This is a genomic window from Tenacibaculum sp. FZY0031, from assembly GCF_036350695.1.
Lineage (GTDB): Bacteria > Bacteroidota > Bacteroidia > Flavobacteriales > Flavobacteriaceae > Polaribacter.
The window spans coordinates 211,353-229,802 of record NZ_JAZDVY010000002.1 but is presented as its reverse complement, the minus strand read 5'-3'; the positions used below and the strand labels follow the sequence as shown (position 1 = coordinate 229,802).

16 protein-coding genes are annotated in these 18,450 nt (G+C 30.4%); 6 read left to right on the top strand and 10 right to left on the bottom strand.

The annotated features are described in order from the left end of the window. Window positions 1–2: 2 nt before the first annotated feature. Window positions 3–281 carry a putative quinol monooxygenase gene (locus V1T75_RS03405; protein WP_330487164.1) on the bottom strand — a complete coding sequence of 93 codons (279 nt, stop codon included), beginning with the start codon at window positions 279–281 and terminating at the stop codon, window positions 3–5. A gap of 78 nt (window positions 282–359) precedes the next feature. After that, window positions 360–902: a flavodoxin family protein gene (locus tag V1T75_RS03400; RefSeq protein ID WP_330487163.1), complete on the bottom strand. Its 543-nt coding sequence runs from the start codon at window positions 900–902 to the stop codon at window positions 360–362. Between the two features lie 139 nt (window positions 903–1,041). Here V1T75_RS03400 and V1T75_RS03395 point away from each other — a divergent pair, with 139 nt between their 5' ends. From V1T75_RS03395 to V1T75_RS03380, 4 genes are all read left to right on the top strand, one after another. After that, window positions 1,042–1,896 carry a PPK2 family polyphosphate kinase gene (locus V1T75_RS03395; RefSeq protein WP_330487162.1) on the top strand — a complete coding sequence of 285 codons (855 nt, stop codon included), beginning with the start codon at window positions 1,042–1,044 and terminating at the stop codon, window positions 1,894–1,896. Between the two features lie 75 nt (window positions 1,897–1,971). After that, window positions 1,972–2,799: an exonuclease domain-containing protein gene (locus V1T75_RS03390; protein ID WP_330487161.1), complete on the top strand. Its 828-nt coding sequence runs from the start codon at window positions 1,972–1,974 to the stop codon at window positions 2,797–2,799. A gap of 76 nt (window positions 2,800–2,875) precedes the next feature. Then, on the top strand, window positions 2,876–3,361 hold the full coding sequence (locus tag V1T75_RS03385) for an ABC transporter ATPase (protein WP_330487160.1): 486 nt from the start codon (window positions 2,876–2,878) through the stop codon (window positions 3,359–3,361). 71 nt (window positions 3,362–3,432) lie between these two features. Further along, the gene (locus tag V1T75_RS03380) at window positions 3,433–6,363 is read left to right on the top strand and encodes a glycoside hydrolase family 3 N-terminal domain-containing protein (RefSeq protein ID WP_330487159.1); all 2,931 of its coding nucleotides are present in this window, start codon (window positions 3,433–3,435) and stop codon (window positions 6,361–6,363) included. On the opposite strand, the gene V1T75_RS03375 is transcribed toward V1T75_RS03380, so the two are convergent. The 7 genes from V1T75_RS03375 to V1T75_RS03345 all read right to left on the bottom strand — a co-directional run bounded on the left by V1T75_RS03375 (window position 6,344) and on the right by V1T75_RS03345 (window position 13,841). Further along, window positions 6,344–7,390, bottom strand: a complete 1,047-nt coding sequence (locus V1T75_RS03375; protein WP_330487158.1) for a lysophospholipid acyltransferase family protein — start codon at window positions 7,388–7,390, stop codon at window positions 6,344–6,346. The two genes, V1T75_RS03380 and V1T75_RS03375, sit on opposite strands and share 20 nt — an antisense overlap. A gap of 3 nt (window positions 7,391–7,393) precedes the next feature. Next, window positions 7,394–8,305: a bile acid:sodium symporter family protein gene (locus V1T75_RS03370; RefSeq protein WP_330487157.1), complete on the bottom strand. Its 912-nt coding sequence runs from the start codon at window positions 8,303–8,305 to the stop codon at window positions 7,394–7,396. Then, complete coding sequence (locus tag V1T75_RS03365) at window positions 8,289–8,930, bottom strand: DUF4159 domain-containing protein (protein ID WP_330487156.1); 642 nt, start codon at window positions 8,928–8,930, stop codon at window positions 8,289–8,291. Before V1T75_RS03365 ends, V1T75_RS03370 begins: the two co-directional genes overlap by 17 nt. A gap of 521 nt (window positions 8,931–9,451) precedes the next feature. Further along, complete coding sequence (locus V1T75_RS03360; protein WP_330487155.1) at window positions 9,452–10,621, bottom strand: helix-turn-helix domain-containing protein; 1,170 nt, start codon at window positions 10,619–10,621, stop codon at window positions 9,452–9,454. 41 nt (window positions 10,622–10,662) lie between these two features. Beyond that, the gene (locus V1T75_RS03355) at window positions 10,663–11,373 is read right to left on the bottom strand and encodes a 16S rRNA (uracil(1498)-N(3))-methyltransferase (protein WP_330487154.1); all 711 of its coding nucleotides are present in this window, start codon (window positions 11,371–11,373) and stop codon (window positions 10,663–10,665) included. Continuing rightward, window positions 11,373–12,491 carry a GTP cyclohydrolase gene (locus V1T75_RS03350; RefSeq protein WP_330487153.1) on the bottom strand — a complete coding sequence of 373 codons (1,119 nt, stop codon included), beginning with the start codon at window positions 12,489–12,491 and terminating at the stop codon, window positions 11,373–11,375. The genes V1T75_RS03355 and V1T75_RS03350 overlap by 1 nt, the downstream gene beginning before the upstream one ends. A gap of 18 nt (window positions 12,492–12,509) precedes the next feature. Further along, window positions 12,510–13,841, bottom strand: a complete 1,332-nt coding sequence (locus V1T75_RS03345) for a transporter (protein WP_330487152.1) — start codon at window positions 13,839–13,841, stop codon at window positions 12,510–12,512. Between the two features lie 139 nt (window positions 13,842–13,980). Between V1T75_RS03345 and V1T75_RS03340 the strand changes: the two genes are divergently transcribed. After that, window positions 13,981–14,262, top strand: coding sequence for a DUF4834 family protein (locus V1T75_RS03340; RefSeq protein WP_330487151.1), 282 nt, complete (start codon window positions 13,981–13,983; stop codon window positions 14,260–14,262). Window positions 14,263–14,264: 2 nt separating this feature from the next. Continuing rightward, window positions 14,265–16,658, top strand: a complete 2,394-nt coding sequence (locus V1T75_RS03335; protein WP_330487150.1) for a YfhO family protein — start codon at window positions 14,265–14,267, stop codon at window positions 16,656–16,658. On the opposite strand, the gene V1T75_RS03330 is transcribed toward V1T75_RS03335, so the two are convergent. After that, complete coding sequence (locus V1T75_RS03330) at window positions 16,655–18,343, bottom strand: helix-turn-helix domain-containing protein (protein ID WP_330487149.1); 1,689 nt, start codon at window positions 18,341–18,343, stop codon at window positions 16,655–16,657. The two genes, V1T75_RS03335 and V1T75_RS03330, sit on opposite strands and share 4 nt — an antisense overlap. Between the last annotated feature and the right edge of the window lie 107 nt (window positions 18,344–18,450).

The following is an 18,450-nucleotide window of genomic DNA, read 5'->3' as shown; positions in this document are numbered from 1 at the left end:
AATTAATAAATATTTATAATAGGCTCTCTGGTAATTAAAGGAGTAATATCTTTTATAAATTGATGAAAGTGTGCAGAGTTATTATGTGCCTCTACAGCTGTTTTATCAATATACTCTTCATAAAATAAATAATTACCTTCATTAAATAAGTCTTTATGTAATTGATAGGTAATACATCCTTTTTCAGCATTACTCATTTTTACCATTTCTACAGCCAATTTCAAAAAATAGTTTTCTTTTCCCTGTTGAATAGCTAGTTGAGCTATAATTACTTTTTGCATTGTGATGAATTAAAATTAAAACTCAAAAATACGATCAAAGGTTTCTTATAAATTGTAAAAAAACGACATCTTAAAATTTTATCGAACTAAAATATCCTTAAAGTTTTCAGTAGTTAAAATATCTCTAAATTCATTAATTTTACCTTTTGCATCAGGATGAATATCACATCCGTCTTCAGTAAACCAAGCATGAGTAGTACCAAGGTAGTTCATGCCCAGGTATTTAGCACTTTCAATAAAAGGCATTTCAAAACCATCTATAAGGTCATTAGCACCAGAATTACTAATCATAGCCATGTTTTTGCCTCGCAACTGTCTACCTAAATCTTTTTTATAATGCAATAAGTCTGATAATCTATCAAAAAATATTTTCAAGGTAGCACTCATACTATACCAATACACTGGAGTCGCAAATACTAGTGTATCATATTTATGAATAATATCTTCTATTAGCGGAATAAAATCATCATTAGCATTGGTAAAGTCGTATTCAAATACACCAATGTTTTTCTTTTTTAAGTCAACAAAGTCAAAAGACTTGTTATTGTTAAGGTAATTAATCACTTTGTTGGTATTTCCTGTACTTTTAGAACTCGCTTGTATAATAATTGTTTTATTCATCTGTTGTTTATTTGGAAGTAAAACTCAAAAAAAAATATAAAAAAAGATTTTAGATTTAATTGTAATAATTGATAATAACCAAGAAAAAATCAATAGAAAAAGGCTATATTTTTGTACTTTTATGCTATAAAAAAAGCGGATGAATACAAATACCTACATATTTTCTGAAAAAAGGAAGTTAGATCAGTTTTCAACAAAAGAAATTGTTGATAATGCTAAGAAAAAGCTAAAAAAAGCAAGAAAAAAGATTAGCGATTTACAAGACACAATGTATGCAGAAGGTATGTATAGTGTTTTATTGTGTTTGCAAGGAATGGATACAGCGGGTAAAGACAGTTTAATTCGTGAGGTTTTTAAAGATGTAAATGCACGTGGGGTGGTAGTACATAGTTTTAAAGTGCCAACAGAGTTGGAATTAAAACACGATTTTTTATGGCGTCATTATATAGCCCTACCAGCAAAGGGAAAAATAGGGGTTTTTAATCGAACACATTATGAGAATGTCTTGGTAACAAGAGTGCACCCAGAGTATGTATTTGCTGAAAATATTCCTACGGTAACGAGTCTTGACGACTTAAACGATGCCTTTTATCATGACAGAATGGAACGCATCAATCAGTTTGAAAAGCACATATCAGAAAACGGAACTATTATCTTAAAGTTCTTTTTAAACGTGTCTAAAGAAGAGCAAAAAAACAGGTTGTTACGCAGGTTAAACATTCCAGAAAAAAATTGGAAGTTTTCTGCGGGTGATTTAGAGGAACGAAAATTATGGGATAAGTACCAAGAGTGTTATGAAGACCTGTTGCAAAAAACATCAACAAACCATGCACCTTGGTATGTAGTGCCTGCTGATGATAAACCAACAGCACATTATATTGTAGCAAAAGTACTAGAAGAAGAATTGGAAAAATATAACTTTAAAGAACCTACACTTCCTCAAAAAGTGATAGATCAAATAGATGAATTTAAAAAAGAATTAACGAACGAATAATATATAGAAAAGACAGTAACAACTATTAAGTAAAGTAAGTAAAATAAAACATATTGTCTTTAAGCACCACTAGAAATGAATTTAAATTTAACAAAACCAATCGTATTTTTTGATTTAGAAACAACAGGAGTAAACATTGCAAAAGATAGAGTAGTAGAAATATCTATTTTAAAAGTGTTTCCTAATGGTAATAAAGAAAGTAAAACATGGTTGGTAAACCCAGAAATAGAAATACCAAAAGAAGCGTCTGAGATTCACGGAATCACTAACGAAAAAGTGGTTACAGAACCAACTTTTAAAGAATTAGCACCCAAAATAAACGAATTGATTGACGATGCAGATTTAGCAGGATTTAACTCCAATCGATTTGACATTCCTTTATTAGCAGAAGAGTTGTTAAGAGCAGGGATAGATTTCAATATGAATGATAGAAAAGCAGTTGATGTGCAAACTATTTTTCATAAGAAAGAACAGCGAACACTTAGTGCTGGATATCAATTTTATTGCGGGAAAGAGTTAGTAGGAGCACATGGAGCTGAAGCAGATACAAACGCAACGTATGAAATCTTATTAGCACAAGTTGAAAAGTATGAAGATTTAGAAAACTCTGTAGCAGCATTGAGTGAATTTTCTACACATGGAAAAAGAGCAGATTTTGCTGGGTTTATCTTGTTTAATGACAAAGACCAAGAAATTTTTTCTTTTGGAAAGTATAAAGGAAGAACAGTTGAAGAGGTGCTTCAGGAAAATCCTGGGTACAACGCATGGATTCAAAATGCAGATTTTCCATTGTATACCAAAAAAGTATTACGCGAAATAAAAGAAAGAATGTCGGCACCAAAAAATACTATGACCGATGAAGAAAAGCTACAAGCTTTACAACAGAAGTTTAATTTAAGGTAATCTTTAACATTTATTTTTAGTAATTATCTCAGTTGTTCTTTAATTTAGATATTACGAAAGACAAAACACAATAAAAATGTTTACAGAATATAAAAAACTACCTCAAAACTCAAGAGTTTGGGTATATCAATCAGATAGAGAATTTACACAAGAAGAAATAGAGTTTATCAGCGCAAAAGCATTACTTTTTATAGATAATTGGACACGCCATGGAGATGATTTAAAAGGCTCGTTTACCATTAAGTATAACCAGTTTTTAGTCTTGGCAGTAGATGAAGGCTTTAACAATGTTTCTGGGTGTTCAATAGATGCTTCTGTACGTTTTATACAAGAGTTAGAAAAAGAGCTTGAATTGGATTTAATGGATAAGATGAATATATCTTTTAAAGATGGAGATAATATTAATATTGTAAAGCTTCCAGAATTTCAAAATTTTGCCAAAGAGCAAAAAATAACTGCTCAAACAGTGGTGTTTAACAATATGGTAAATACCAAGGAAGAATTTGAAAAAAAATGGGAAGTACCAGCAAATGATAGTTGGCATGCACGATTTTTGGTATAACTATTAATTTTTATTAAAAAGGAAGGTATTACTTTACAAAAGCATGTAAAGTTTCTTAAGAAGTAAGATATATGAAGAGAAAAATAGTTACGTTACTAGCAATTGTTTTTATACAAGTAACTCAAGCCCAAGTCCAAAAAGCAAGCCCTTTATTGGCAAAAGATTCCATAGCACAAAATGTATGGGTAGATAGTATTATGAAAACCATGTCTATTGATGAAAAAATTGGACAGTTATTTATGATACAGGCATATTCAAATAAAGATAAAAAGCACGAAGATTTTATTTCCAACATGGTAACAACATACCATGTTGGAAATATTATTTTTATGCAAGGCACCCCCGATAAACAAGTTGTTTTAAATAACAAATACCAAGAGTTAGCAAAAGTTCCTTTAATGGTTGGTTTTGATGGTGAATGGGGCTTGGATATGCGTTTGAAAGACACGTATCGTTTTCCTTGGAATATGACCTTAGGAGCTGTTCAAGACACGATTTTACTTCAAGAACTAGGAAAAAGAATAGGAGAGCATTGCAAGCGAGTAGGAATTCATATGAACTTCGCTCCAGTAGTAGATGTAAATACAAATCCTAATAACCCTATTATAGGAAATCGTTCTTTTGGAGAAAGTAAAGAAAATGTAGCAGAAAAAGCAATAGCATTTACTAAAGGAATGCAGGGAGTAGGTGTATTGGCTAATGCAAAACATTTCCCAGGGCACGGTGATACTGAAGCAGATTCGCACCATACATTACCAACAATTAATTTTAGCAAACAACGCCTAGATTCAGTAGAGTTATATCCATTTAAAAAAATATTTGAAGCAGGAGTGGGGAGTGTTATGACGGCGCATTTAAGTATTCCGGCTTTAGAAGCAAACCCGAAACTACCATCATCCTTATCAAAAAGTGTGGTAACAGATTTATTACAGCGTAGTTTAGGTTTTAAAGGGTTGATTATTACTGATGGTTTGAATATGAAAGGAGCCGCAAATTATTCTACACCGGCAGAAATTGATTTGGCGGCTATTTTAGCAGGGAATGATATGTTATTAATTCCTCAAGATGTACCGGGTTCAATTAAATTGATAAAGAAAACTCTTGCAGACGGGAAATTAACAGAAGTACGTTTAAATCATTCTGTAAAAAAGATATTAAAAGCAAAATATTTAGTAGGACTAAATAAGTACAGACCTATTGTAACTGAAAATGTAGTGAAAGATGTAAACAGTCCTTATGATGAGGTTTTACATCGTAAATTGATAAAAAATGCTATTACAGTTTTGAAAAATGACGAAGCGATTTTGCCAATTAAAAACCTTGAAGATAAAAAAATTGCCTATGTTTCTTTAGGGAGTGATAGTGGATCTGACTTTTATGAGATGCTTAAAAATTACACAAAGGTCGATAAGGTTACTGACAAGCATTTAAATGTATTAATAAAGAAGTTAGAAAAGTACAATCTTGTGGTTGTAGGTTTTCATAAGTCAAATAAAAACCCTTGGAAAAGCCACAAATTTTCTAACAAAGACCTTGTATGGTTACAAGAAATATCAAGAAAACATAAAACTGTTTTAGATGTGTTTGCCAGTCCATATAGCTTACTTCAAGTACCTTCTTTTACTACTATTGAAGGGATTGTAATGTCATACCAAAATAGCAAGTTAGCCCAAGAGCTTTCTGCGCAAGCTCTTTTTGGAGCTTTTAATTTAAAAGGGAAATTACCAGTATCTATAAAAAACGAGTTTAAGGTGGGACATGGACTTTTAGTAGATAAGTTGGATGTATTACAATACACAATTCCTGAAGAAGCAGGGGTTTCATCAGAAAAACTCTCAATTATAGATAAAAGAATCGATACGATTTTACAAGAAAAAATGTCTCCAGGGGGGCAAATCTTAGTCGCTAAAGATGGTAAAGTAATCTACAACAAAAGCTTTGGTTATCATACCCTAGAAAAAAAACTTCCGGTTAAAAATTCTGATATTTATGACTTAGCCTCGTTAACCAAGATACTAGCTTCGTTACCTATGATAATGAAAGCTGAAGAGGAGAGGAAAATTAGTTTGTTTTCAAGTTTAGGCGATATTTTACCAAGATATAGTAAGTCCAATAAAGATACTTTATTGCTAAAAGAGGTATTGTCTCATTATGGGCGTTTGCGTTCTTGGATTCCATTTTATTTGCATACAAAAGATAGTATAACTGGAGAAAACTCTACAAAATTTTATAGAAAAAAACGCACACCAAAATTTAGTATTAAAGTGGCCAAAAACCTATACTTAGCTAAAGAGTATAAAGACTCAATTTATAAGCAAATAGTAGATTCTGAGCAGCGTAAAAGAATAGGATATAAGTACAGTGATTTAGGGTATTATATTTTTAAAGAAATCTTAGAGAGAAAGTACAAAAGACCTTTAGATAAATTAGTAGACGAGCAGTTTTACCAACCATTAGGAGCCGATAGAATGACTTACTTACCTTTGAATAAGTTTGATAAAAATGAAATAGTTCCTACAGAAAGGGATAACTATTTTAGACATCAGTTGGTTCATGGTTATGTTCATGATATGGGAGCCGCAATGCTAGGTGGAGTTGGCGGTCATGCAGGTTTGTTTGCAAATGCCAATGATGTAGCTAAAATTATGCAAATGTTTTTACAAGATGGGTCTTATGGAGGGAAGAAATATTTGGAAGCAGCAACGGTGCATAAATTTAACAAACGTTATTATGAAAATAAAAAAGTACGCAGAGGTTTAGGTTTTGATAAACCACAATTAAACCCTAAAATTAAAGCCACTTGTGGTTGTGTGTCAGACATAAGTTTTGGGCATAGTGGTTTTACAGGAACTTATACTTGGGCAGACCCAGCCACTGGTGTGGTGTATGTGTTCTTATCGAACAGAATTTATCCTACAATGAGAAATTATGGTTTGGTGAAAAGCAACATACGAACCAAAATTCAACAAGATATACAAGATGCTATTTTGATGGCGGAGTAGGTGATAGTTTGGTATATAAAAGAATAAGTAGTAACGATGTAAAAAAATAGACTAAAGCAAGTTTCCAACCTAAAAATATATGCATAACCAAACTTTGTATGCAATAAAAGAAAGGAAATAAAACTGTATTTACACCAAACCTAAAAGTATCTACAAATTCTACTTCATCAATCTTTCTACTTAAAATTTTCCAAATAAAATATGGAATTAAACTATTTAAAATAATCAATAAAAATAAAGGAAAAGCGTAGTTAACACTGCGTTTTTTTTGTGTAAGCTCTTCATTCCTTTTTAGAAGAAGGTTTATTTTATCAACTTCAGTAAAATCTACTTGAGCATTGTTTAAGTTCAATAAAGTAGTCTCATAGTTTTCATCTTGTTTTATATGTACACTTAACTCTTCTAGTTGATTAGAAACAAGTTTTTTTATGTTTGTTACTGATTTATTAATGTTTTGTTTGTCGTAATAATTGTTAGCTAAAATAGGAGTTCCGAAATGGATAGCTGATTTTGAAGGGTAGCTAGATACGTTTTGATATGTAATTCCTACTGGAACAATATTGATTTGAGTGTCAGGAAAATTATCTAAAGTTTTAAAAATAATTCTTGTAAAGCCTTTGCTAAGAGGTCGAACAGTTCTGTTTTTTTTATGAGTTCCTTCTGGAAATATCAGTAAAGTTTTGTTGCTTTTTAAAAGTAGCTGGCATTTGTTAAAAATCTCTTCATTTTTACCAAGCTGTTGTACCCCGTCTCTAATACGGTATATAGGCATCATTCCAAGTAAGTTAAAAAATTTAGCCATGAAAGGATGGTTAAAAACTGCTGCACGTACCAAAAAGTTTGTCCTTCTTTTTAAGTGAGTAGCTATAAGCAAAGGATCAATTAAACCATTTGGATGATTGGCAGTGAAAATTATGGCTTCATTTTTAGGAATACGCTCACTACCAACCACCGTTATTTTTTTAGAATAAAAGAACAAACCAGTTTTTACAACGAGTTTAAAAAAATAGTACAACAGTGTTTTCATATATTATTTATTTCTTCCCCAGTAAGTAGCTAACATCATTCCTGAAAAAATATCCCAAACCCCCCAAAAAGCAGCGAGAAGAGCCATTCCACCCAACCCGTCAAAAAAGCTAAAAATAAGGAGCAATCCTAAACCACCATTTTGTATACCCGTTTCCATAGAAATGGTTTTACAGTCTTTTGTATTTAAATTAAAAGATTTTGCTGTGGCATAACCAATAATAAACGCATAAATGTTATGAAATATTACGAGAAATAGCACAAGATGTATGTAGTTTTTAAAAACATCAGCATTATCATAAAGAGCGATTATAATTAATAAAAGGAAAAAGAAAATAGAAAAAGGACGTAATAACTTATTTATTTTTTTTGCCATCTCATGATGGTAATGATTAACGAGCATTCCTAAAACTATTGGAATTCCCAAAATAAGAAGTACAAGTTTAAAAAGTTCAAAAGGGTTTAAAGAAATACTTTTTAAAATTTCGTTAGTCGGTTCATATAAACTACCCCATAATTGTAGGTTTAATGGCGTCATTATTAAGCAAATTAGAGTAGAAAAAGCGGTTAAACTAACAGATAAAGCAGCATTACCTTTAGCCATTTTACTAAAAAAGTTAGAAACATTCCCTCCAGGGCAAGCAGCAATCATAATCATTCCCAATGCAAAACTAGGGTATGGGTTGATAATAGTAATAAGTACAAAGGTTAAAAAAGGAAGTAGAATGAACTGAGCTAATAACCCAACAAATAGTATTTTAGGATTGTTAATAAGCCTTTTAAAGTCGTTTATTTTAATGTCTAAAGCAATTCCAAACATAATGATAGCCAAAGCAATATTAAGCATCCATAAAGCCTCAGTATCAAAATTAATTTTAATCTTGTCAATTTGTAAAGTGTTAATGTTTAAAAGCATACTCTATTATGTTAGCTCCCATTTGGAGAGCTTTTGTTCTAATTTCTTCGGGATTGTTATGTACAGTAGCATCCTCCCATCCATCACTTAAATCACTTTCATAATCATAAAAAACAATTAGTCTACCTTCGTAAAAAAGACCGAATCCCTGTGGTGGTTTTTTATCATGTTCATGAATTTTGGGCATTCCTTTAGGAAAAGAAAAGGTTTGATGATAAATAGGATGGTTGTTAGGAATTTCTTGAAGTTGTAGCCCAGGAAACACCTTTTTTAACTCTCTTCGTATGTATTTATCTAGGCCGTAATTATCGGAAATGTGTAAAAAACCTCCAGAAATAAGATAGCTCCTTAGTATTGAAATTTCATTATTAGTAAACAAAATGTTACCGTGCCCAGTAATAAAAGTTATTGGATAATTAAAGATAGACTCATCATCAAGAGTAATACTTTGTATGTCTTTATCTATTTGTGTTTTGGTGTTTTGGTTGGTAAATGTTATAAGGTTTGGTAGGGCAGTAGGATTTGCATACCAATCACCACCTCCTTTATATTGGATAACTGCTATTTCTTGAGAAAAAATATTTTGATTTAAAAGCAAGATAAAAAGCAGGATGAATTTTTTCATGAATAGGCTTGAATTTAAAGCAATATAGTAAAACAACAATAAAAAACACCAACAAATTTGTTGGTGTTTTTTTTCCCCTTAAAAAAATAAATTTGGCTTTTATCTTGAAAAATTACAATTCTTCAAAAAAAGCATTTATTCTATGCAATAAAAATAGGATAAGCTTATAAATACATAGTTCTATAACATCCAAAAAGGTGTTTTAAAACCAACATTTTATAAAAAGCATAAATTATACGGGCTGTTTTTAGTGTTTTTTAGCGTGAGAAAGTAAAAAACATCAATACTAAGATTGATGTTTTTAAGCTATAGCTTTCTCTTCTTCGCATTGAGAAATAAGCGTTCTCAATAATTTTATTAGAAATCTTAATTATAAATTGAAAACCCCTTCAACTATTTTCAATTACTAATTTTTTAATTTCACTAAGCTAATATACGTTAGAAAGAAAAAGTATCAGTTCGAAAACATCCATTTTGGATGTTTTCGAACTGCTTTTTTATAAAATGAAAGTAAATTAATTTTAAATGGCTAATGATAAGCTTTTATATTGAACAGGGGTATGTCCTGTGTGTTTTTTAAAAACGGTATAAAATGTAGACTTAGAATTGAATCCAGACTCTAGTCCTATAGAGGTTATTGTATAGTTCGTATAATCGGGATCTAATAAGAGTACTTTAGCTAAATCTATTCTCATTTCATTTAAGTAATCAGTAAAGGATTTTTTGGCAATATTATTAATAATAAGAGAAAGTGTGCTAGAACTCAGTTCTGTGTCTTTTGACAGGTCTTGTAGTGTGTATTTGTTTAATAAATACTTCTTTTTAGACCTGATAAATTTATCTATTGCAATAAATTGTTCTTTTTGTTTTTCTACTTGATTTTGAGAAAAGTTTTTTTCGGTATTCAAATTTATGGTGTCAACACTAAAATTACCATTTAAATCAATTAAAAGAGACTCTCTAATTCTTTCACGTTCTTTTAATACACGAATTTGTTTTAATCCTTGGTATCCCAACCAGTAAATTAAAATGGTAGTATAAACTCTTAAAGGATAATAAGAGAATAAAAATCCAGTAAAATTCATTTTTACTTTAACAATTAAGGCCAAAATCCAAAGAGCATAGCCAATTGAAGTCAATATGAAAAATGTATAAATCCACTTAAGATTGTCAAATGATAAGATTTTAGGAAATAGTTTTTCTTTTTTGTATAAGATGTAAAAGGAGTACACAAAAATGCTTAATGATGTAGCTAAGCTGAAAATTTCTTCTATAGAAGTGTATCGTTCATAAATAAAATTCAAATATTCTCTAGATGCGGAATCGCTATAGTAAAGAACAAAACTAATTTGACCTATAACAAGAATTAAAAAGAGAGGAATTATTAGCTTTAGTAATTTGTACGATTTTTCAGCAAGGTTTAAATAGTGGATTAAAAACATGTACAGAAAAGGCATTGCTAAAAAATGCCAAGGAACTTGAACATAATCCAAAGCAAATTTATGTTGAAACAACTCTTTTTCTAAGGCCCAAGATTGTACATTGTTTAAAGAGATGGCTAGTATTAATAGATTTAAGTATATCATACTTTTTTCTCGTCCGTTTTTAGAACAGAAAAGTATGATACTAAAGGCAAAACCATGAACGGCACTAATTAATAAAAAGAGATTAAAAAAATCTGCTGTAGTCAAAATAAAAACATTTAAGAGTATCTAAATATACAAAAAATGAACTATTGATGTAAATAAGCGATACTTTGTACTACATATAACCCAGCTGTCTCGGTTCTGAGCCTATTAGTGCCTAAAGAAATTGGAACAAATTTTTTATGCAAAGATTGTTGAATTTCATCGAAAGAAAAGTCTCCTTCAGGACCAATAAGAATTGTATATTTAGATTTAGGAGAAGCGATGTTTTTTAAAAACTTTTTTTCAGAGTGTTCTTCGCAATGTGCAATGAAAATTTCTTCTGAAAAATCATTATCTATAAAATCAGAAAAACTTATCGGTTCGTTAAGTTTGGGGAGTGTAAACTGAAGAGATTGTTTCATAGCAGATTGAATTATTTTCTGTAAACGATCGACCTTTACAACTTTTCTTTCAGCATTTTTACAAATAATAGGCGTTATTTCATCAATGCCTATTTCTGTAGCTTTTTCTAAAAACCATTCTAAGCGATCATTGTTTTTTGTAGGGGCTATGGCTACATGCAAATAATAATCTCTCGTACGAGGCTTTTCTTCAGACTTCAGAATCTTAGCAATACACTTTTTGTCATTTCCTATAAGTATCTCAGCAGAAAAAAGAATTCCTTTTCCGTTAGTAATATGTAAAATATCCCCTTCTCTTTTTCGTAAAACACGAATTATATGACGACTCTCCTCCTTGCTGAAAGTAATTTCTTTTGAAGTAGTTAATAAATCTGGATTATAAAAAAGTTGCATTATAAATCGAGTTTGTAAGTTCTTCTTCTTTTGTGAATTTTTGGGTCAAAATCTTTCCAAATTTGATGAATTGCATGGTTGTCTTCAAGTTCTGGCGTCCTAATACAGTTTTGAATTCCTTTAGCAAAAAATATAGAGTGAAATTGCTCAAAAATAATGGCTGTAACTCCTTTGTTTTGGTATTCTGGATCAACACCAATTAGGTAAAAAGTAACATCTTTAGCGTTTTTTCTTGCCTTTAATAAGTGGAAAATTCCGAAAGGAAAAAGTTTTCCTTTTGCTTTTTGTAAAGCTTCAGAAAAAGAAGGCATAACTATAGCAAAGGCTACTAGTTTATGATTTTCATCAACAACAAACTTTATATATTCCGGATTTATAAAACTGATATATTTCTTTTTAAAATAAGCTATTTGAGCATTTGAAATAGGAACATAAGTTGATAGCTTCGAATAAGTTTTACTGAACAAGTTAAACATTTCGTCTACATAAGGCATGATTTTGTTTGTAGAAGTAAAGTTCAAAGGACTTAAGTTGTACCTTCTTTGAATTATATTACTTGCCTTTCCGTATTTTTTTATATCTACATTACTAAAAGAAAATATACTTTCAATATATTCTTTTTCTTTTGTAAACCCTAATTGTTCTAGATGCTTAGCATAATACGGATGATTGTACCAAGTAATCATCGTACCAATGTGGTCAAATCCTTCAATAAGCACTCCTGTTTTATCTAAGTTGTTAAAACCAACAGGGCCTTCCATGTATTCAAGGTTGTTTTCACGACCTATTTCTGCAACTTTATTCAATAAGACTTTGGACACTTCTATGTCGTCAATAACATCAAACCAACCAAATCGTATTTTTTTTATCTGCTGTTTTTCTACTTCATAAGAGTTAATAATGGCAACAATTCTACCAACTATTTTATGCTCCCTTAGAGCTAAGAAAAAACGAGCATTGGCATATTCAAAAACTGGGTTTTTATGTTTGTCAAAGCTTTCAATTTCATCATTAATAATAGGAGGAACCCAATATTTATTGTTTTTATAAAGAGAAAAAGGAAACTTAACAAATTGTTTCATTCCCTTTTTGGTAGTTATTTCTTTAAGTTGAATCATTTTGTAAATTTAAGACTTTTAATTGTCCTCCTTTTCTTTCTCTTTTTGTTCTTCTTTTTGAATATCTTCTTCTAGTTTTTTGATTTCTTTTTCAAGTTTTAAACGCTCTTTTTCTTTACGTTTCGCTTCTTTTTCTTCTTCCTTTTTTAGTTGCTTTTCAAGTTTTAAACGCTCTTTCTCTTTGCGTTTCGCTTCTTTTTCGGCTTTCTTCTTCACTTTTTTAGCAGCCTTTCTTTCTTCTTTAGCTGTTTTTTTCTTTTGTTTCTTATCTTCTTTAACAATCATATCAACTAAAGACCCTTGACGCGTTCTCTTAGGCTTTTCGTTTAAAAGCTCACTATCACCTGAGCCATTATCTAAATCAACTTTTCTTTTTTCTTTTTTAGAAAATAGTTTTCCTACTTTACTAAACATTCGACCAAAGAAATTTCTATTCTCGTCGTATTTTACAGGCTTTTCTTCTTCAATCTTGTTTCCAAATTCATCTATTTCAACAAAATCGTCTTTATGTCTATTAAGTCTGTACGACACTCCTAAAGAACTATAGATACCAATTTCATCTTGCTGTAAGTTTGCTCTTAAAGAAGCGTTAAACTGTAAATTTTCACTAAAAAGATAGGCGGCACCTGCACCTATGTTAGTTTTTCGCTCGTACTCTTCAAAAACACCTTGTATTTCAGCAAAACCAGACCAATAATCATTAAAGTTATAGGTACCAGTTACGATGTAAGAAAATTGAGAAAAATCAGTTCCAATATAATCATAATGAAGGTTGGTGATAACATTTAACTTATCTGAAAATTCATTTTGTAATAAAATACCAACTTTAGGGCTAAAGCCACCTCTTTCATGGTAATCGGTTAAAAAGCTACCAATATTTATACCGGCAGAGACACCAATGTGAGGTATCCATCTTTTCCAGTCAAAAGAATGCCTTTCTTTCCAACTTCTTATTTCTTTACTTTTATCGTCATATTTTGGAGCGTATATCATATATTTTGCTCCTAGGCTAAATTGACTTAACCCAGTTTTATTATATGATGATTCAAAAATATTTTTAAATGCTATTTTGTCTCTTTGTAAAGAAGTATTAAAGTTTACTTCTAATTTTTCAGAAATAAAGCTGGTTCTAAAAAACAAGTTTAATCCTAAGGCTTCGGGATTGCTAAAAGTTGGTGTAGCATTCATTTTTCTGTAAAAAACATTTGTTTCAAATTGATAAACACCCGAACCAACACTATAAGGACTCTCAGAAAAACCTGGTTTATTCGAATTTATAACAGGTGTATATTGCGCGTTTACAGTTAAAATAGAGCAAAAAACAAAAAAGATAAGAAGTTTCTTAATCATATAATAAATCCAAATTTTCTGGTTGTACAAACATACGTAAAAATACAATTACCTATATAATATAAGTTTTGTAAACTCTTAACGCTTCCTTTTGCTTCAAATTGTTATTTTTGATTGATTTTTTTATTTTAAGATAAAGATGACATATTTAAATGAAGCTGGACCTGTGAATTTTATAAAGACCATATTAATTATTCTGTTAGTTTATTACGTTATAAAGTTTTTAGCAAAACTTTTTGCACCTTATTTAATAAAGAAAGCAGTAGACAAAGTACAAAAGAAAGCGGAGCAACAGTATAGAAACCAACAACAAGCAACCGATGTTGAAGTAGGGAAAACTGTTATTGATAAGAAGCCAAATAAATCAAAAGAAAGTAATAATTCTGTTGGCGAGTACGTTGACTATGAAGAAATAGACTAAGCATGAACTTAAAGAAATTTTTACCATTTGCAATAGCAATTATTGTTTTTGCAATAGCATCTGTATTGTATTTTAATCCGATTTTAAGCGGAAAACAACTTAAACAAAGTGACATTACCCAGTTTATTGGAATGTCAAAGGATGTAAAAGAATATAGGGCTGAAAAAGGAGAAGAGCCTTATTGGCTAGATAATGCTTTTAGTGGAATGCCAGCATATCAGGTAAGTGCTTATTATCCGAATGACTTTGTGCGTTATATTGATAAAGTTGTTCGCTTTTTACCTAGACCTGCAGATTATCTTTTCTTATATTTTTTAAGTTTTTTCCTATTATTAACTGCCTTAAAAGTAGATTGGAAGCTAGCGGTTTTGGGAAGTTTGTCCTTTGGGTTTTCTACCTATCTGATAATTATTTTTGGAGCAGGACACAATGCGAAAGCGCATGCTATAGGCTACATGCCAATGGTGATTGCAGGAGTAATTTATATATTTAGAAAACGATATGTACTCGGATTTATTCTAACGGCCTTGGCAATGGCTTTAGAAATTTATTCAAATCATCCGCAAATGACTTATTATTTAGGGTTTTGTTTGTTGATTTTGGCAATTCTTGAAGGTGTTGAAGCTTTCAAATCGAGGACATTACCTGTGTTTTTTAAACAATCGGCTATTTTGGTTGCAGCAATGTTAATTGGTATTGGAGCTAACTCTACTCGATTGTTGGCAATGAAGGAATATGCTGATTATAGTACGAGAGGAAAATCTGAACTGACAATAAAACCTGATGGAACTCCAAAAGAGAAGTCTACTGGGTTGGATAAAGAATATATAACTGAATATAGCTACGGAATAGCCGAGACGTTTAATTTGATGATTCCTCGTTTTATGGGAGGAGGAACAGTTGAAGAGTTAGGAGAGAACTCTAATTTTTATCAAGTTTTAGAACAAAATGCAGGTAAAAGTGTAGCAAAAGACTATTCTAGTCAAGTATTAACCTATTGGGGAAAGCAACCTATTGTTGAAGCGCCAGCTTATATAGGCGCAATAGTTTTTTTCTTATTCTTTTTAGGAATTTTCTTAGTAAAAGGACGATTAAAATATTGGTTGGTTGCGGCTACCATTTTTTCTATCGTATTAAGTTGGGGTAAAAACTTCTCTATAATAACTGATTTCTTTATTGACTATGTGCCTCTATACAACAAATTTAGAGCAGTTTCGTCTATTCAAGTAATTGCAGAATTATGTGTTCCTTTGTTAGGAATTCTAGGATTAAAAGAATTTTTCTCTTCTGAGAATTCTTCCGAAGAAAAAGAAAATGCAGTAAAGAAAGCTTTTTATATAGTAGGAGGGATTTCTTTATTGTTCTTATTGTTTGGATCTAGTTTGTTTGCCTTTGAAGGATTACGTGATGCACAATATCAGCAACTTCCAGAATTGATCGATGCTTTAATTGCAGATAGAAAATCAATGTTATTTAACGATAGTTTACGTTCTCTTTTACTGGTTTTAGCTGTTGCAGGAATGTTGTGGTTTTATTTGAAAGGAAAACTGAAGCAAGTACCTGTGTTAATTGTACTGGGAGGATTGATAATTTTTGATTTAGTCTCAATAGATGCGAATTATGTTAATAAGGAAGATTTTACTTCAGCTAGAAGAGTGCAAAAACCATTCACAGCAACAAAGGCTGATACAGAAATTTTAAAAGATAAAGGGCATTACAGAGTTGTTAATTTTAGCGTAAGTCCTATGCAAGATGGTAGAACTTCTTACTTCCACAATTCGATAGGAGGGTACCATGCTGCCAAAATGAAACGTTATCAAGAGTTGTTTGATTATCAAATAGTAAAAAATAACATGGAAGTACTCAATATGTTAAATACGAAGTATTTTATTGTTAGTAATGAGAAGTTCCAAGAAAACCCGGCAGCGAATGGAAATGCATGGTTTGTAAATTCGTTGAAAAAAGTAACTTCTGCAAATGAAGAAATTATAGCATTAGATAGTTTGAATACCAAATCAGAAGCGGTTATAAACTCAAGCGAGTTTAATGTAAAAGCTGATGTATTTCAAAAAGATTCAATTGCTACCATTAATCTTGTGAAGAAAGATGTTACTGAATTGATATACGAAGCAAAAACAAGCTCAAATCAATTTGCGGTGTTTTCTGAAATCTATTATAAAGATGGATGGAATGCTTATATTGATGGAGAAAGTGCACCATATTATAGAGTAGACTATGTTTTAAGAGGGATGGAAGTTCCCGAAGGAAAGCATACGATTACTTTTAAATATGAGCCTAGAGTAATTAAAAAAGGACGTTTATTATCATTATTTTGTTATGCTTTATTACTTATAATACCTATAGGTTGGTTGGTAATAAACAGGAAGAAAGATTAATTTTCGATATTTTTTAAAAAAATAGAAGGAGTTATACCAATGTGTTTTTTAAATGCCCTTGTAAAAGCAGAAGCATTGGTATAACCTATTTCTTCAGCGATGGCTTGTATAGAGTATTTTCTAAAATTTTTATCTGTTTTTAACTTTTCCACCACGTAATTAATTTTAAGCCTTGTACAATACTGTTTGAAAGATTCTTCATGATGCTTGTTAAAAACAAAAGAAATATAGGTAGTATTAGTATCTAGTTTATCAGCAATATAATTAATTGAAAAATTAGATTTTAAAAAATCTAAATTTTTGGTTATGTGGGTAAACTCGTCAAGAATTTTAGCTTCTAAAGCCTCATCTATATTGTATTCTTTTTTTTCTGTTTCTACGGGTTTGTTCTTACTCATTATTAGAATAAGTTCTTTTTTCTTTTCTTTCTCTTTTCTAATGAGGTAAAAAGTAATAATGAAAAAAGTTAGTAGTAAAATGGTAAAAGAGACTATAAGATTGCGGTGTTTTTTAGCTTCTCTTTTTTCGATAGTTTTATTGAGTTCTTGCGCTTGTTGAAAGTTGTTATTGTAAAAAAGATTAAAGGTTTCATCCTTAGTTTTTTTTGCCAAATTGTATTGATCTAATGTAAGTTTAGAGTATTTGTAGGCACTATCTAATTTATTAATGTTGTTGTACTCTTTAGAAAGTATATCGTATATGGTAATGAGTTTACTTGTTTCACAATTTTTATAATTTTTTATAAGCTTGTTTGAATAATAAATGGCAGAATCAGACTCTTGTAAGTTGTGAAAACAAATAGCCTTTTGAAAATACTCTCTATCGAGATAAGGAGAACCATTACTTATGTTTTTGTAATTGTTAACTAAATTAATTGCTTTTGAAAAATCTTTTCTAGCAATTAATACTTCAGTTTTTCTAAAATTATAAATAATTTCAGAGTCTTCATGAGGAGGGTTGAAAAGTTTAGTTACTTCAAAAGCTTTGTCATAATAAAAAGAAGCAGAATCTATAAAAATAGGATTGTTGTTCTTGATACTTAAATCCATATAAATATTCCCTAAACTATTAATAATATTTGCTTTTTGTTCTAAGAATAATGGATTGTCATTTAGGGTTTTATAAACTTCTTGCTTAGAGTCATTATAAGCACTGAGAAGAATATTCTTTGCTGCCAACTCCATTTTTAAAGCTCTATTTACAATTGCTTTAGCAGATTTAATAGTAAGTTTATACCTAAGGTGTCTGCCCGATATCTTTGATATTTTTTCATTGGTACTTTGCATTAATGTTAAATACCGATAAGCATCGTTATAGTTTTCCTGATTCTTTCTAATCCAAAAAAGTCTATTTAGGGAGACTATTTTTTTTTCTAAAAGGCAGGCGGTATTTTCTTTTGTGCTTAAAGAATCTACTAGTTTAATTACTTGAATAGCAGTTTTTTCTGATTTTTCAAAATTTCGCAACCTATAATAACTATATGCCACACTGTTAGCCCCTTCTAATTTTTTACAGATATTATTTGATTCACTTAACCTTTTAGCATAATAAAATAAGCTATCATTATTTAAGTTTTTATAATAATAAATTTTACTTGCATGGATAGAATCCAAATACGTTGTTTGCGAAACAACTTTCTTTGAAAAAGAAAAGATAATAGATATAAAAAGTAAGTACTTGGTCATTTATATAAAAGTCAAAATGGGAATCTATGCTTTTTACAAAAAGTAATTTTTAGAAACCAAAGATAACATTTTTGTTAATGCTTTTTATAAAATACGGAGTATAATGC

Excerpts from the sequence above, each read along its gene's own strand:
- V1T75_RS03400 (WP_330487163.1), bottom strand. The coding sequence starts at position 902 with ATGAATAAAACAATTATTATACAAGCGAGTTCTAAAAGTACAGGAAAT.
- V1T75_RS03335 (WP_330487150.1), top strand. The coding sequence starts at position 14,265 with ATGAACTTAAAGAAATTTTTACCATTTGCAATAGCAATTATTGTTTTT.
- V1T75_RS03350 (WP_330487153.1), bottom strand. The coding sequence starts at position 12,491 with ATGATTCAACTTAAAGAAATAACTACCAAAAAGGGAATGAAACAATTT.
- V1T75_RS03345 (WP_330487152.1), bottom strand. The coding sequence starts at position 13,841 with ATGATTAAGAAACTTCTTATCTTTTTTGTTTTTTGCTCTATTTTAACT.
- V1T75_RS03380 (WP_330487159.1), top strand. The coding sequence starts at position 3,433 with ATGAAGAGAAAAATAGTTACGTTACTAGCAATTGTTTTTATACAAGTA.
- V1T75_RS03405 (WP_330487164.1), bottom strand. The coding sequence starts at position 281 with ATGCAAAAAGTAATTATAGCTCAACTAGCTATTCAACAGGGAAAAGAA.
- V1T75_RS03330 (WP_330487149.1), bottom strand. The coding sequence starts at position 18,343 with ATGACCAAGTACTTACTTTTTATATCTATTATCTTTTCTTTTTCAAAG.
- V1T75_RS03340 (WP_330487151.1), top strand. The coding sequence starts at position 13,981 with ATGACATATTTAAATGAAGCTGGACCTGTGAATTTTATAAAGACCATA.
- V1T75_RS03355 (WP_330487154.1), bottom strand. The coding sequence starts at position 11,373 with ATGCAACTTTTTTATAATCCAGATTTATTAACTACTTCAAAAGAAATT.
- V1T75_RS03375 (WP_330487158.1), bottom strand. The coding sequence starts at position 7,390 with ATGAAAACACTGTTGTACTATTTTTTTAAACTCGTTGTAAAAACTGGT.
- V1T75_RS03370 (WP_330487157.1), bottom strand. The coding sequence starts at position 8,305 with ATGCTTTTAAACATTAACACTTTACAAATTGACAAGATTAAAATTAAT.
- V1T75_RS03385 (WP_330487160.1), top strand. The coding sequence starts at position 2,876 with ATGTTTACAGAATATAAAAAACTACCTCAAAACTCAAGAGTTTGGGTA.
- V1T75_RS03390 (WP_330487161.1), top strand. The coding sequence starts at position 1,972 with ATGAATTTAAATTTAACAAAACCAATCGTATTTTTTGATTTAGAAACA.
- V1T75_RS03395 (WP_330487162.1), top strand. The coding sequence starts at position 1,042 with ATGAATACAAATACCTACATATTTTCTGAAAAAAGGAAGTTAGATCAG.
- V1T75_RS03365 (WP_330487156.1), bottom strand. The coding sequence starts at position 8,930 with ATGAAAAAATTCATCCTGCTTTTTATCTTGCTTTTAAATCAAAATATT.